The organism is Gordonia sp. VNK1, from assembly GCF_040049135.1.
GTDB classification, from domain to species: domain Bacteria; phylum Actinomycetota; class Actinomycetes; order Mycobacteriales; family Mycobacteriaceae; genus Gordonia; species Gordonia oleivorans.
In genome coordinates this window covers 203,496-216,980 of record NZ_JBDZDJ010000002.1, presented here as the reverse complement: position 1 = coordinate 216,980, position 13,485 = coordinate 203,496, and the positions used below count along the sequence as shown (strand labels likewise).

14 protein-coding genes and 1 tRNA gene are annotated in these 13,485 nt (G+C 66.8%); 10 read left to right on the top strand and 5 right to left on the bottom strand.

What is annotated here, in order from left to right; translation table 11 throughout:
- Positions 1-82: 82 nt before the first annotated feature.
- From ABLE94_RS03005 to ABLE94_RS02990, 4 genes are all read left to right on the top strand, one after another.
- Complete coding sequence (locus ABLE94_RS03005) at positions 83-1,153, top strand: NAD(P)H-binding protein (RefSeq protein ID WP_348804172.1); 1,071 nt, start codon at positions 83-85, stop codon at positions 1,151-1,153.
- 4 nt (positions 1,154-1,157) lie between these two features.
- Positions 1,158-1,859 carry a CPBP family intramembrane glutamic endopeptidase gene (locus ABLE94_RS03000; protein ID WP_348804173.1) on the top strand — a complete coding sequence of 234 codons (702 nt, stop codon included), beginning with the start codon at positions 1,158-1,160 and terminating at the stop codon, positions 1,857-1,859.
- A gap of 90 nt (positions 1,860-1,949) precedes the next feature.
- Positions 1,950-2,024: transfer RNA gene (locus tag ABLE94_RS02995), tRNA-Val, on the top strand.
- Positions 2,025-2,125: 101 nt separating this feature from the next.
- Positions 2,126-2,929, top strand: coding sequence for a hypothetical protein (locus ABLE94_RS02990; protein WP_348808044.1), 804 nt, complete (start codon positions 2,126-2,128; stop codon positions 2,927-2,929).
- Between the two features lie 3 nt (positions 2,930-2,932).
- On the opposite strand, the gene ABLE94_RS02985 is transcribed toward ABLE94_RS02990, so the two are convergent.
- Positions 2,933-3,145, bottom strand: a complete 213-nt coding sequence (locus ABLE94_RS02985; protein ID WP_348808043.1) for a hypothetical protein — start codon at positions 3,143-3,145, stop codon at positions 2,933-2,935.
- Positions 3,146-3,337: 192 nt separating this feature from the next.
- Between ABLE94_RS02985 and ABLE94_RS02980 the strand changes: the two genes are divergently transcribed.
- The 3 genes from ABLE94_RS02980 to ABLE94_RS02970 all read left to right on the top strand — a co-directional run bounded on the left by ABLE94_RS02980 (position 3,338) and on the right by ABLE94_RS02970 (position 4,189).
- The gene (locus tag ABLE94_RS02980) at positions 3,338-3,511 is read left to right on the top strand and encodes a hypothetical protein (protein ID WP_348808042.1); all 174 of its coding nucleotides are present in this window, start codon (positions 3,338-3,340) and stop codon (positions 3,509-3,511) included.
- Between the two features lie 67 nt (positions 3,512-3,578).
- Positions 3,579-3,776, top strand: a complete 198-nt coding sequence (locus ABLE94_RS02975) for a hypothetical protein (protein ID WP_348808041.1) — start codon at positions 3,579-3,581, stop codon at positions 3,774-3,776.
- Complete coding sequence (locus ABLE94_RS02970) at positions 3,773-4,189, top strand: hypothetical protein (protein WP_348808040.1); 417 nt, start codon at positions 3,773-3,775, stop codon at positions 4,187-4,189. Before ABLE94_RS02975 ends, ABLE94_RS02970 begins: the two co-directional genes overlap by 4 nt.
- Here the strand turns inward: ABLE94_RS02970 and ABLE94_RS26390 are convergent.
- On the bottom strand, positions 4,132-4,482 hold the full coding sequence (locus ABLE94_RS26390) for a WhiB family transcriptional regulator (RefSeq protein WP_425476122.1): 351 nt from the start codon (positions 4,480-4,482) through the stop codon (positions 4,132-4,134). The two genes, ABLE94_RS02970 and ABLE94_RS26390, sit on opposite strands and share 58 nt — an antisense overlap.
- Complete coding sequence (locus ABLE94_RS02965; RefSeq protein WP_348808039.1) at positions 4,479-9,767, bottom strand: transglycosylase family protein; 5,289 nt, start codon at positions 9,765-9,767, stop codon at positions 4,479-4,481. The genes ABLE94_RS26390 and ABLE94_RS02965 overlap by 4 nt, the downstream gene beginning before the upstream one ends.
- Before the next feature lie 433 nt (positions 9,768-10,200).
- On the opposite strand from ABLE94_RS02965, the gene ABLE94_RS02960 reads away from it, so the two are divergent.
- From ABLE94_RS02960 to ABLE94_RS02950, 3 genes are read left to right on the top strand one after another with little or no spacing between them, the layout of a single operon-like run.
- A complete protein-coding gene (locus ABLE94_RS02960; RefSeq protein WP_348808038.1) occupies positions 10,201-10,542 on the top strand; it encodes a hypothetical protein in 342 nt (113 codons plus the stop codon).
- Complete coding sequence (locus ABLE94_RS02955) at positions 10,539-11,366, top strand: tyrosine-type recombinase/integrase (RefSeq protein WP_348808037.1); 828 nt, start codon at positions 10,539-10,541, stop codon at positions 11,364-11,366. The genes ABLE94_RS02960 and ABLE94_RS02955 overlap by 4 nt, the downstream gene beginning before the upstream one ends.
- Positions 11,363-12,247, top strand: coding sequence for a tyrosine-type recombinase/integrase (locus tag ABLE94_RS02950; RefSeq protein ID WP_348808036.1), 885 nt, complete (start codon positions 11,363-11,365; stop codon positions 12,245-12,247). Before ABLE94_RS02955 ends, ABLE94_RS02950 begins: the two co-directional genes overlap by 4 nt.
- Before the next feature lie 214 nt (positions 12,248-12,461).
- On the opposite strand, the gene ABLE94_RS02945 is transcribed toward ABLE94_RS02950, so the two are convergent.
- Together ABLE94_RS02945 and ABLE94_RS02940 are read right to left on the bottom strand one after the other, a co-directional pair.
- Positions 12,462-13,184, bottom strand: coding sequence for a recombinase family protein (locus ABLE94_RS02945; RefSeq protein ID WP_348808035.1), 723 nt, complete (start codon positions 13,182-13,184; stop codon positions 12,462-12,464).
- A 78-nt stretch (positions 13,185-13,262) separates the two neighbouring features.
- The gene (locus ABLE94_RS02940; RefSeq protein ID WP_348808034.1) at positions 13,263-13,478 is read right to left on the bottom strand and encodes a hypothetical protein; all 216 of its coding nucleotides are present in this window, start codon (positions 13,476-13,478) and stop codon (positions 13,263-13,265) included.
- Positions 13,479-13,485: the final 7 nt, after the last annotated feature.

The following is a 13,485-nucleotide window of genomic DNA, read 5'->3' as shown; positions in this document are numbered from 1 at the left end:
GACGCCGGCGGACCCGTTGCGACTACGCCACGAGTCGCGTCGGCCGATTCCGCAGCCCGCACATCGCACCTACGTTGGCCTCATGAGGCTCTTGGTCACCGGCGCAACCGGTTACGTCGGATCACGACTCGTGTGCACGCTGCTCGCGGCCGGGCACGACGTCGTCGTGACCTCGCGGAACACCGATCGGCTGGCGCGATTCGACTGGTTCGACGACGTCACCGCGGTGTCGATGGATGCCGACGACGCCGACTCGGTGTCGCGTGCCCTGAGCAGGGCAGGTGACCTCGACGCGATCTACTACCTGGTGCACGGCATCGGTCGCTCCGACTTCGCCGACGCCGACCGTCGGGCGGCCTCCCACGTCGCCGCGGCCGCCCGGGACGCGGGCGTGGGTCGCATCATCTATCTGGGCGGTTTCGTCCCCGACGGCGAGAAGCTCTCGGCGCACCTGCGCAGCCGCGCCGACGCCGGCGAGGCGCTGCGCGTCGACGGCGGCGCCGACCTCGTCTGGTTACGGGCCGCGGTCATCGTCGGCGCGGGTTCCACGTCGTTCGAGATCATCCGGTACGTCGGCGATCGTCTGGCGGTCATCCCGGAACCCTCGTGGACCCGAAACCCCATGGACCCCATCTCGATTCGCGATGTGCTGCACTACCTGTCGGCGGCCTGCGACCCGGGCCTGCCACCCGGCGACTACGACATCGCCGGGCCCGACTCCTGCCAGTACCGGTCGGTGCTCGACGCCTACCTCGACTCCATCCGGATGCCGCGCGTGCGCTTCTCGGTGCCGTTCGTGGGCACGCGACTCGTCGGGAAGGTGGCCGGCGTGCTGGTGCCCATCCCGTCGTCGCTCACCGAGGAACTCATCACCTCGCTCGATCACCCGATGCGTGCCGCCGAACATCGCATTCGCGACCTGGTACCCGATCCCGCCGGTGGCCTGACGCCGATGCGCGACGCCGTGCGTGCGGCGGTCTCGTCGCCGGCCCCGCGATCGGTGTGCGCCCTGCGCGATCCGCACCATCTGGCGACCACCGACCCGTCCTGGGCCGGCGGCGACGTGCCCCGGTTGCGTCGACGCATCGCCGGGGCGATCACCTCGGCTGCCGGCACCGCGGGTCGACTCGGACGCACTCTGCTGCCAGTCTGACGACGTGGACTCACACGCCCGACTCACCGCCGCCTACCGCGCGCTCACCGCCGACGGCGAGACGACCGCACCGACACATCAACGCCGACGACGCCGGATCGTCGCCGGCGTACTCGTGGTCGGCGCCGTGCTGCTGGGGTTCTCGCTGTCGGCAACGCCGGGCGACGCCTCGTTCTACCCACTGACCATCGCGTTGGGCGTGGTGTGGGTGATCGGTGGTGTCCTCGGCGGCCCGCTACGGGCCGGCCGATTCGCCGTCAACGGAACCGCCGACATACGCACCGCCGCCGGTCTCGGCGTCCTCGTCGGTGTCGCGGTCGGCGTGTGCTTCGTCGCCGGCGCCTTCTTCACCCGCCTCATCCCCCCGCTCAACGACCTGATCGGGCAGGTGCTGGCCTTCGCTGACAGCGGCAACCTCGCCCTCGTCGCGGTCATCACCCTGGGCAACGGGGTCGCCGAGGAACTGTTCTTCCGGGGCGCGGTGTTCACCGCCGCCATCCCCCATCGACCGATCATCACCTCGACGGTGATCTACGTGGCGGCCACCCTGGCCAGCGGCAACGTGATGCTCGGGTTCGCCGCCATCATCCTGGGGACCGTGTGCGCGGTCCTGCGACGCGCCACCGGTGGCGTTCTCGCCCCCGTGTGCACACACGTCGTGTGGTCGACGATCGTGCTGTTCGCGCTGCCGCCGATCGTCGGGTGACACCTATCCGATGCCGCCGACCGCGGGTTTGGGTGTCACGCACCTCACCGGCTACATTCATGTGTTGGTACGGCACTCGCCGACCGACCCGCGCGTATAGCTCAGCGGTAGAGCTCTGGTCTTACACACCAGCGGTCAGGGGTTCGAATCCCTTTGCGCGCACCAGTGTTTACGCAGTTCAGAGCGCCAGGCGGCCAACTCAGAGCGAAGCGAAAACCCCCGAAGTTGCCAAGAACTTGCCAGCACGAACAAGTCGACGAGGTGCCGTGGAATTCACAGTTGGAGTCGAGTACTACTCACGCAATCCCGACCTCGACCATGTCGAAGCACTCTTGGACGACGCCACCGGCAGGGCGCCGGATGTCCCGCTGCCCGACATCACGCTGATCCTCACCAACGACCTGGCCGCGAGCGTCCGCGACAGGACGGGGTCAACCACGTATTCGAGCATGCATCGAGGAGACTCGGTGACCGCCGCGAAGACCCTCAACCTCGACGACGGGTGCTGCATTCTGCTCAACGGCCGGTTGGTCGATATCGAGGCCCAGACCGTCACGTACGGAGCGGCAACCGGCGACGCCGCCCGGATCGTGGCCCACGAGTTGATGCACGCCGCGGTGACGTTCCGCGGCGAGGACAGGCTTCTCTCCAGCCCGTCGGGCATCGTCTGGAGTGCCGCGCGCATGGTGTCCGAACACCGCGTGGAACGCGCGTTGTGCGATACGGGGTGGGTCCAGGACTTCGATTACGTGGACGCCGCCGTGAGCTTGCTGCAGGAGATCGCCGCGCCCCCGTTGCAGCGGCTGACGATGGGACTCCCGTCGGCTGTCAGCCCGACCTCGTGGCCCCGATTTACAGAGGCACTCGCGTACGCTGCGGCGATGCCTCGCGGTATCGACTCAGATCCCGAGTGGCGATCGCTATCGCATCGGGTCGAGGGCACCACCCTGCTGGCTGTTCTTCGGGAGCTGCCCGACGCCTCGCAGACGCTGGCCGAGGAGGTCGAACGTGCTGCGGTCATGCGACTGGTTGAGGCTCTCGAACGCGCGACAGGCGCGGCCTCGGCGTAGGCGTCACCGAACCCCGTCGCGCACCTGGTAGACGCGTTGCTTCGACAGTCGCGCGACTGACGCGATGCGCGGGCCGGTGGCGCCGGCGTCGAATGCGGCCCGCACGAGGCCGTCGGGGCCGGCGAGTTCTTCGTCGAGCGCTGCGATCGCAGCAGTGTGCTCGTCCCGCTTGTGCCGGTTTGCTGCGATCCTTTCGAGTGCCTCGTGTTCATCCACGCGAAGTAGTCTAGCAGATTTGCCCCGCTTAGACTTGCGCGTCGCTGGGCAAGCGCGCTAGACTAGCGTTACAAGTTCAGAGGGGCCGGGACGGAAAACAAACCCTTACACGGCGGCAAACAGCATCCCCCTCGCCGACATGTGGATGGCAGCCCCTCTGAACTTTCACCCACCCTCATCGAAAGGCCCGACATGACCACCACCGCCCTCGCCGCCCAACTCGACATCACCGACACCGAGGACTTCGACCTCGACGGCGCCCTCGCCGACATCAACGGCAGCTTCGGCCCGTTCGGCCGGCACGCCCGCCTCGACGACGAGGAGATCGAGATGGCCTGGGAACTCATCGAAGCCCACCGAATCTGACCCCCGCACCGCCCCGGCCCCGAAAGGGGCGGGGCGGCCACCCCCCGCCCCCAGGAGTCCCCCCAACATGGACAGTGACCTGATCGCAGCCGCCCAACGTCGCCTCTCACGCGCCGACGCGCAACTCGGCGCATCAACCCGCATCCTGATGCGGCACCTCGGTGACGACGCCCTGAGCGCCTTGCTGGCCGACTACGCGGACGCTATCGAGTGCCGCCACCTCATCACCGAACTCGTCGATAACCTCGAAGGGGCACACCAATGACGAACGGCGACAACATCCGTCGAGCACTCGAATCAGCAGACGCCAACGGACAGTTCGGCCCGGTCCTCGCGTTCACGCTCTTCTTCCCGCACTTCCTCGACGTGACGACGACAGACGCAGTCCGCAACGCGATGCCGGAACTCGGAGCGGTCGCCGCCGAGGAGAGCCTGACCGAGTTCATCGTGCGCCGCGGCGAAGTGATCGACGCGATGGTCGGCCGAACCCTTCAACTTCCACCAGTCCTCGCAGCGCCAGGAGTGGCGTGGCTGCTGCTCGACTCAGCCGATCCCGACCAGCGAACGATCGTCACCGTGGTGCGCCGGCCCCAGTCACCCGACGAGGTCCCTGGGTTGGATCACTGGCGCGTGCTCGCCGTCGGCGCCCCAGTCGAACCCGAGGACATCGACCTCTGACGAGACGGCCGCACGCGAAGTGCACTGCCCACGAACATCGTTGCCGCAGTGGGGCCGACCACCCGAGCTCCCGACGTCGCCCACTCCCAACACTCGCCGCGAACTGGGCACCCCACGCACAGCGCCTTCACCGCCTGCTCACGCTCAGCCTGGCTTCGGAATCCGGCGTCTGAGTACGAGATGTCAGGGTCGAACAGTCGGGGCCGGGCGACGCACGACGCACCCCGAAGATCGGCCGATCCCTGCAGGATGTGCGAAATGAGGTCGACAACGTCGAGACTTCGGTGCGTCACTTCACGTACCTGCGCATTCTGCGGCGCCGTTCCTGGTCAGACTTCGCCAAGACCTCATCCGCATTCGTGTTCCCGTACACGTTCACCGTCGTTGACCCGGCCTGCCACGCAGACCGCGCAATGTCGTTCACCGCATCCAACAGATCCTTCTTCGTCGCGGCATCAGTGCCCTGCTTGCGGTTGTCCTGGTCGTACTGCGAGATCGCCTGCAACAGAGTCGGAGTCGAGTCGAGGCCGAAAATCCCCAACGCGGACGACAACTGCCCACCCAACGCGGTCGACGCCACCGACCCCGCCCGCTTCCCCAGGCTGGTGGTGGCCGTCGAGTTGTCCCACGACCCCAGCAGTCCCGGGTGATCCTTCAGGAACGCATCGATGCCCTGCTGTAGCGCGTTGTCGGTGTAGCCGCCGGCGGTGCCCGAGATGGTGGAGTCCACCTTGAACCGGTCCTGCTGCGTGGTGGCGGCTGGAGTTGCCGAGGGTGTCACCGTCGACGGAGTCACAGTTGTGGGGGTCGGAGTTTCCGTCGTCGGGGTGACTGTGGTTTGCGGTGTGGCCTCCGGATTGGTGACCGTCACCGGCACCGTGCCCTCCGGAGTAGTCGGCACCGCCCCCGCACGCTGAATCCCCGCACGCAACTTCTCCTCATCCTCACGGCCGAAGTTCTGCCCCGCACCCGACCCCCACGGGGAGCCGCCGTTCTCGTTGAAGATCTTCGCCGCGATCTCGGCCTGCTGCTGCGGGGTGGCCTCACCGGCAGACGGCGCGTACTTCTCGCCGCCGTTGGCTTTCCACGTGCCCAACGCGATCTGGAACAGGCCGGAGGCTTCGTTACCACCAGAGTTGGCGTCCTGCACCTGCTGCACAATGTCCGGATCCCCACCGGACTCCCGCTTGATGAGCTTCGCCCACTCCGGATCGGTGGATGTCCACGTACCGTCCGGATTCTGCTGCAGGGGGATAGTGTCCACCGACGACGCAGTAGCTGAGGGGGTGGCGGTGTCGACGGGTGTGGTGGTCGGCACCGTCGACGTCGAGCCGCCCCCCATGCTGGCGGGCCAGTTCTCCACCCACACCGGTGTCACCCCCGCCTTCTTCGCATCATCCGCACTGTTGTACTTCGACCCGCCACCGGAGTTGCCCCACGACGCGGAGCCACCCGACGACGAGATGCCTGATCCGATCGGCGTCGACGACCCCATCGACGGTGTCCCCGTGGATGGCACCGCCCCCGCAGTCCCCGACGGGTCACCCTCCATCGGCAGATGCATCTGATTCGGCAGCGAGTCCGCCCCGGACGCGTCACCCCCGTACTTGCCGGGCGTCCCCTCCGGCCCGGTGTGCTCCACATTCGTACCCGCAATCGTGCTGGCGGCGTGCGTGTCCGACCACCCGATGGACACGTCGTTCGGGCCACCCATCCCCGACAGGAAACCCCGCGCCTGCAGGAACGCCCCCATCCCGCCGGTCGCCGTGCGCTCCCCCGTTCCCGGGTCACCCTTCCCGACAGCGAGATTCGCGATCGAGGACGCCGCGCCGGAACAGTCCGTGTTCCACCCGTTACCCCAGCCACCCCACACGTAGCCGGAGTTCACGATGTTCTTCGCCGCAGCGAGGACATCGCTGATCACACCACCACCGGCGAACCCATCCGCGAGGGCGCCGCGCATCACGTTCGCACCCGAGTTGATCGCCAGCAGGATCGGCAGAATGCCCGCCACATCGCCCGGCGGAACCCAATACTCGTCGCGGGACACCCGGGCCCGGGCACGCCCACCCCACACCGCAGTGATCGAGTCCGAGGTGCCGTTACCGGGCCCGGATAGTTGCTTGCCGTGTGGTGCGATGCGCCGCAACAGCCCGAGGTTTCGGCGGGTGGCGTTCGCGTTCACGATGAAGCTACCGGGCTGCCCGACGTTCTGCGTTGAGCCTTGTTGCCCGCCGCCGGCGAACCGCGCCAGCTGCATGAGTCCGCCGTTGCGGTAGGCGGGGATCATGCCCCCCACCCACAAACCGAGCGCCGAACTGACAACACCGCGGACTGAGGAGGGGATCATGTTGAGGATGGCGTTGCCGATCGCGCCGGCCATCGACTGGATGCCGTCGACGATGCCCTGGATGATCGACTTGCCCGCGTTGACGAGCCATGATCCGGCGGACGAGAAGAATCCGACGATCTTGTCTTTCATGCCGGTCACGGCGTTGAGGACGGCGTCGATGCCGTTGGTGAAGCCGTCGCGGACGGTGTTCCACAGGTTGGTGACCGAACCAATCACCGATGATGCGAGGCTGTCGAAGAACCCGATGACCTGCCCGACGAACCCACTGATGGCGCCGATCACATTCGACACGAACCCGGAGATGGCACCCCACATGTTGGACACCCACCCGGAGATGGTGCCCCACACGGTGGATGCGAGGTTCGCGAACCATCCGATGGCCGACGACACAAACCCCGCGACCGCTCCCGCGATGGTGGTGAGCAACCCGACGAAGAAGTTGAACACCCCGGACACCACACCCCACCACGCGGAGATGATCGCGCCGATCGCCGCGAACGCCGGAGATATGACCGTGTTCCAGAACCACATGACCGCGCCACCGACGGCCTGGAAGATCGTCACCCACCCCTGGAACACGAGCTGTACCACCGCCCACACCCCGGAGATGATGGAACCGATGACGGAGAATGCGGGTTGGATGGCGTTCTGCCACAGCCACGTTGCAGCGGTGCCGACGGCCCGGAATGCGGCCTGCAGAATCCCGAACTTCAGGGCGAGTCCGATGATGATGCCGATGGGTCCGGTGAGGACGGCGAGGAGGATCTTCCAGTGGTCGGCCACCCATCCCACGACTGCACCGATGGCACGTAGCCCGGATTCGAGGACGGGCCACACCGCATCCCACGCCGCCTTGATGCCATTCCACACGGCGGAGAAGGTGGCTTTGATGCCGTTCCAGATGGCGTCCCAGATGCGGCGGCCGGTCTCGGTCTTCGTGAAGAACAAGGCGAGGCCGGCGGCCAAGGCCGCGATCGCGACGATGATGAGGCCGATCGGGGATGCGGTGAACGCGAGGTTGAGGAGCATCCACGCGACCTGGACGCCCCTGATGATCGACGTGACCACGCTGAAGATGCGGAACGCAGCGATCGCGGCGACGACAGCGGCCGCGATCACACCGAGGACCGGGGCCAGTGGCGTGAGCATCTGCACCAGGCCCTGCACCACGGGCAGCACAGCCGCGATAGCTGAGATCACCCCGGACACGATCGGTATCAGCGTGGCGAAGTAGGCACTTACGAACTGGCCGATGGCTGCCGCGATCTGAGTGATGATCGGCGACAGCGCGGCGAAAAGTTGCTGGATTGGGCCAACGAGCGGAGCGAGCCCGGTCAACGCTGCCGACAGCCCTTGCCCTATGGCCTGCAGGACCGGGGACAATGCGGTGGCGAGTGACCCGATGATCGGTCCGAGGATCTGCACGACCTGAGCGATGATCTGCCCGAGGATCGGCATCACCGGCGCCAACGCACCCGCGATGGAGTTGATCGCCGCACCCAACGGAGCCATCGCGGGGGCGATCGAGTTCAAGCCGACACCGATCATGCCGATCAGATGGTTGATGGCCGGCGCGATCTGCGTGATGAGTCCGGCGATGGCGGGGGCGATGGTGGTGCCGATGATCCCGGCGACGTTCATCAGGATCGGCAGAATACTGCCTACGGCGGCTTGCATCGCGCCGAAGTAGCCGACGAGAGCGGCGCGCCCCTCTCCGGCGGAGAAGAATGCGTTGACCTCACGCAGCCTGTCAGTGATTCCGGCCATGGCGTTGCCGTTCCCGACCTCGGCGGCCGCCGACCCCACCGCCGCGAGAATCCCACCCACCTGCTGCAACACAGCCCCGAACTGGCGCGCCACCTCCACCGCATCGAGGAAGAACCGCGAGATCTGACCCGAGTTGTTCGCCTCCACCAGCATGGTCGACAGAGAGCGGGTCGCCCCACCGATCCCGTCAGTCAGCGGCGAGAACGCCGTCGCCGCACCCGCGCCGATCGCCGCCAGCCCCGGAACCAGATTCCCCAGTGCCGCACCGAAATTGGCAGCCATGTTAGACGACCCCGCAAGGATGTCCTGCAACGTGGCGACACCGGTGGTGGAGTTCGCGAACCGCAACGCACTGTTGGCGCCCTCGTTGAAGCCATCAGCCACCGTAAGCATCGATGCCCGCACCGCCGGCATCATCTGCGTCCCCAGCGTGGAGATCTTCGCTCCCAGACCCGCGAACAACGAATCCTGCACCGCCAGTTGGGCACCGGAGTCTTTCCACGCCTTGTTGATGCCCTGGATCGACTTCACGAAGCCTTGGGCCTGCGGCGACAGTTTCGCCATCGCCTCGTTGAACTTCTCCGCATTCGCCGGGTCGAACGCGTTCGTCAACGCATCCCCCACCCCGGAGAACGCGACCTTCAACGTGGCCGCCGCGGCGATCATCGCGGTCATCCCCGCGACACCGGCGCCCGCGCCGGCCGCCCCCACACTCGCGATGGCCGCCCCCAACGCCACCACCGTCGGCAACGACCCCGCAATCCCGACGGTCGCGGCACCAGCCATCGCCCCGAACTTCGCGACCGTCTTCGTCACATCGAGAGCCTTCGACCCCACCTTCGACAAGGCCCCGAGGAGACTGTTGTTGCCGCTGCCGGACATGGATCGGGTGAGTCGGCTGATGCCGTTCTGGTCGACGTCCACCCGCACCCGCAGAGGGTTGGACAGCAGCCACGCCTGTAACGCAGAGTGAGCGGCCCGGAGATCGCCCTGCAGCGAGGACGTGTCGACGTCCATCCGCACCTTCAGTGGGTTGGCGTCCAGCCACTGCTGGAGTTTGGCGTGCGCGGTGCGGATCGCGGTCGCCATGGACGTGATGTCGCCGTTGTTGACTTCGAGTTTGACGTTCAACGCGTCGGCGAACGCCTGATTCAGGCGGGCGCGGGCCGCGTTCACCGACGCCTGGTCGAGGTCGACCTTCACTTCGGCCTTCAACCCGTTCGCCAGGGCCGTGCTGGTGCGTTGCGCAGCCACCCGGATGCGTTGGAATGCGTTCTCCCACTCGCGTGCCGTTTGCCCGGCCCGCAACGACGCGCGGCGTTGGATCTGGTCGAACTCGCGTTGAACCTCACGTGACGCGAGTTGGACCGCCGCCGTGAGGCGGGTGCGGAGTTCGGTGTCGATGTTGCCGAAATCCAGTTCGGCTTCGACCCGAGCCTCGGCCCAAGGTGCTGTCAACGCGGCGGCCTTCCACAGACGCCCGGCCCACGGCCAGCAGCACTACCCCACAGGGTAGGACCGGCCACTGACGATGTCGTGAAGGCACAGCGATCGACCGGATTTCTCCGTGGTCACCGTCATGCCATCTGGCCGCCTCGCGCCGCCTTCTCTCCCTCTTCGAAGTGGCCGGCGGTCCGTGACGTCTGTGCACGTCGGAGTCGGTAATCGGCGTCGGTCGGCAGAGGTCGCAGAACAACGAGAACTGCTGGAACACTACACAGTGTCACAGCAGCATCCTGTTGTCCCACAACACGATTCGGCATCTAAGGGGTGGACGACATGTGCTGGAGCGGCTACCGTCACTCACGCACGACAACAGAAACCCCCGACGCATCCCGCCAAGAACGCCGCCGAGGGTTTCATGCACCACATCCCGAGATCAGGAGACACGATGCACAGCGACCCTACCGACCCCACCCCCGCAAGCGTCTACGAACTCATGGCCGAACGTGCCGCAATCGTTGCCACGAGCCACAACCAAGCCCTTTCCGACGTCCTCCTCGATGTCGTGTTCCTGCTGCGTGAGGCACGCACACTCGACGGGCTGACACCGTCCGACGCCCGCACCGTCGGCGTCACCCTGCTGATTGACCTCGTGTACCGCGGTGTCGACGGCCTGTGGTGGCGCGCGCAACGCATCCACGCGGTCGGCAATCAGGTCTTCGACCAGCCGACCGAAGCGCTCGACGCGCACGCGAAGGCCACCGCCCTGATCCTCGGAGTTGCGGCATGAGCGACTACATCACCGACTGGGCGACCCACCTCTACGCCGAAGGTAAGACGCGTCGCACCGTGCAAGACCGCGTCGGAACCATGCGCCGAGTCGAACGCGACACCGGCACGACCCTGATCGACGCCACCACCGGCGACCTCGCGGAATGGCTGGGCCGATCAGACCGCGCGTCGGTCACTCGCAGCGTCTTCCACTCACACCTGATGACCTTCTACCGGTGGGCCAACGCGACGGGCCGCCGCGAAGACAACCCGATGACTGCGATCAGACCCGCGAAACGTCCAGTGGCACAACCACGACCAATCGCCACGGACCAGTTCGACGCCCTGGTCGACACTCCAGCCCTCACCACACGCAGATCGCGGCCCAACCTGGTAGCCGACGTCAAGGCGATGCTGCTCCTCGCGGGGCTCGCCGGCCTACGCGTCGCCGAGATCGCGCGCTTCGAAGCCCGCAGCCTCGACGTCGCGACCCGCACACTCCGCGTCCGCGGAAAGGGCGGAGCGATCTATGTGCTCCCTGCCCACCCGCTGATCATCGAACACGCGGCACTCATGCCACGGACCGGCTACTGGTTTCCGTCGCAGCGGCGCCGCCACATCGGTGGCCGTGAGGTGAGTGAGCGTCTACGAATGCACATGCTGCGCAACCATGTTGACGCGACGGCTCACCAGTTGCGGCACACGTTCGCAACTCGACTACTCGAGGCCGGCGCGGATCTGCGTACGGTTCAGGAACTCCTGCGGCATTCGTCGTTACAGACCACGGCCATCTACACGCGCGTGACCGACGATCGGAAGCGTCAGGCGGTGGAGTCGCTATGACCGCCCCGATCATGGTGCACCTCGACGCGTGGCGTGTGTGGCAGCACGCCCAGCGCCTGTCCCTGGTGACGATCACCGAACGCATCCGGGTTGTGGCGCTGTTCGGTGCCGAGATGGACGTCGAACCGGCGCGCAGCTGCGACGGCGACATCGTCGGATGGCTTCACTCGCACCCCGAGTGGTCCGACTCGACTGTCACGACCTACCACTCGTATCTGTCGTCCTGGTTCAAGTGGCTGCAGGTCACCGACCGACGGGAAGACAACCCGATGATGAAGGTGGGGACCCCGCACTACCCGGATCGGCAGCCGCGGCCCGTCTCCGATGACGACGTGGTGCGCCTGCTCTCGACGCGCATGTGGCGCTCAACGCGCGTGATGATCCTCCTCGCACTACTGGCCGGACTTCGGGTGTCCGAGATCGCACGAGTCCGGGGTGAGGATGTCGACGCAGGCGCGGGCGTCCTGTGGGTGAAGGGAAAGGGCCGCAAGGTGCGGTCGATACCGCTGCACCCCACGCTGATCGAGGCGGCGTCGACGATGCCGGCCAAGGGTTACTGGTTCCCGATGCGCGGACATCCGCACACCCCGATGCACGGGAAGTCGGTGTCGGATGTGGTCAGCAGGACAATGCGGAGGGCCGAGGTGCCGGGGACGCCGCACTGCCTGCGGCACTGGTATGCGACGACCCTCCTCGATGACGGCGCGGACCTCCGAACGGTTCAGGAGTTGATGCGACACAAGACGATCCAGTCGACGGCGGTGTATACGAAGGTTCCGGACGCTCGTCGGAAGTCGGCGGTGGCGCGGCTGGATCCGTTGCGGTCGGTCACTGGGGCGGAGCACCGCGTCTATGTTCCCTCCGCGGTGGGGACGTCATGATCGCTGTATTGCGGAGGACTCGGAGACGCCCTCACGCGGAACCGTGCGATGCCGTCGAGTGGACTCCGGGGACAGACGATGAGTCACTGGCGGCGCGGGCGAAGTTGCCTCTCGTGGAACGCGTCGCCGCGATCAACCCCGACACGCTACCGCCCTTGTCGGACACCCAGGTTGCAGCGTTCGCCGACGCCTGGCTGTCGAGGTAGTCCCACCTTCAGGCTCCGAACATCTCCGCGGTGAGGTGTTCAGAGCGCTGACAATCGAGCGCTCGCCGCACCTGCTGTGCTGACCACCGCTCACTCCCCGACCCGGTCCGGATCCCGTCGGCCATCAACCCGGCGGCGATCTGACGGAGACTGCGACCCTGCGACGCCTCGGTGATCACCCGCCGCAGCACCTCATCCGGCAGCTTCGTCGGCTTCCCCAGCTGAACCCCGGCAGCCTTACGGGTCGCCAGCGCCTCACGCGTCCGTTGGGAGATCATGCCGCGCTCAAGTTCGGCGAACGTCATCGTCATGTGCGCGGCCGCGCGACCCTGGGGCGTCGAGGTGTCCAACGCCATGTCGCACGTGACGACCTGCCACCCTTCGCGCGCGGACAGGTCGAGAAGGCCGGCCGCGTCCGACATCGACCGTGACAGTCGGTCGAGCTTCGCGGCCACGAGGATCGCGGCCTCTCGGTTGCGGACCTTGGCGAGGGCGTTGGACAGTCCTGGTCGCTTGTCGGGTGCGATACCGCCGGAGACGTCGTCGACGTGCCATCCGGTGATGGTCCAGCCTTGGCGGTCGGCCTCGGCTTGGATCGCGGCGCGCTGGGCGGCGAGTCCGGCACCGGACTGCATCTGTTCGTCGGTTGAGACGCGCACATAGGCGACGGCGGTGTTCGCTGGTGCGGATGCGGCCTTGCGGCGTCGGCGGCCGGGGATCGCGGTGGTCATACCCAAGAGTGTAACACTGACGGTCGTCACCGTTACATGGTTCCGCCGTCAGTGTTACTCCGAGTGCATGACGAGACGTCACCGACTGCCGGTGATCGCCCGCAACGCCAGGATCGCCCCCTCAATGCGCAAGGCCTCCGCGGCAGTCGCCGAAACCTCGCCCGACTCCACCGCCACGAGCACCCGTTCCAGGTGATCGGCGACCGCCGCCGCATCCGCGAGACGTTGCGCGGGCGGCCCGGAGAACGCCGCCGACAACGCCTCGGCCGCGACGGCCCGAAGTTCCTCACTCACAACGGAC

What these genes read in the sequence shown, in the direction of transcription:
- ABLE94_RS03005 (WP_348804172.1), top strand. Translation starts at nt 83, where the DNA reads ATGAGGCTCTTGGTCACCGGCGCAACCGGTTACGTCGGATCACGACTC.
- ABLE94_RS02980 (WP_348808042.1), top strand. Translation starts at nt 3,338, where the DNA reads ATGACCACCACCGCCCTCGCCGCCCAACTCGACATCACCGACACCGAG.
- ABLE94_RS02975 (WP_348808041.1), top strand. Translation starts at nt 3,579, where the DNA reads ATGGACAGTGACCTGATCGCAGCCGCCCAACGTCGCCTCTCACGCGCC.
- ABLE94_RS02970 (WP_348808040.1), top strand. Translation starts at nt 3,773, where the DNA reads ATGACGAACGGCGACAACATCCGTCGAGCACTCGAATCAGCAGACGCC.
- ABLE94_RS02960 (WP_348808038.1), top strand. Translation starts at nt 10,201, where the DNA reads ATGCACAGCGACCCTACCGACCCCACCCCCGCAAGCGTCTACGAACTC.
- ABLE94_RS02955 (WP_348808037.1), top strand. Translation starts at nt 10,539, where the DNA reads ATGAGCGACTACATCACCGACTGGGCGACCCACCTCTACGCCGAAGGT.
- ABLE94_RS02950 (WP_348808036.1), top strand. Translation starts at nt 11,363, where the DNA reads ATGACCGCCCCGATCATGGTGCACCTCGACGCGTGGCGTGTGTGGCAG.
- ABLE94_RS02945 (WP_348808035.1), bottom strand. Translation starts at nt 13,184, where the DNA reads ATGACCACCGCGATCCCCGGCCGCCGACGCCGCAAGGCCGCATCCGCA.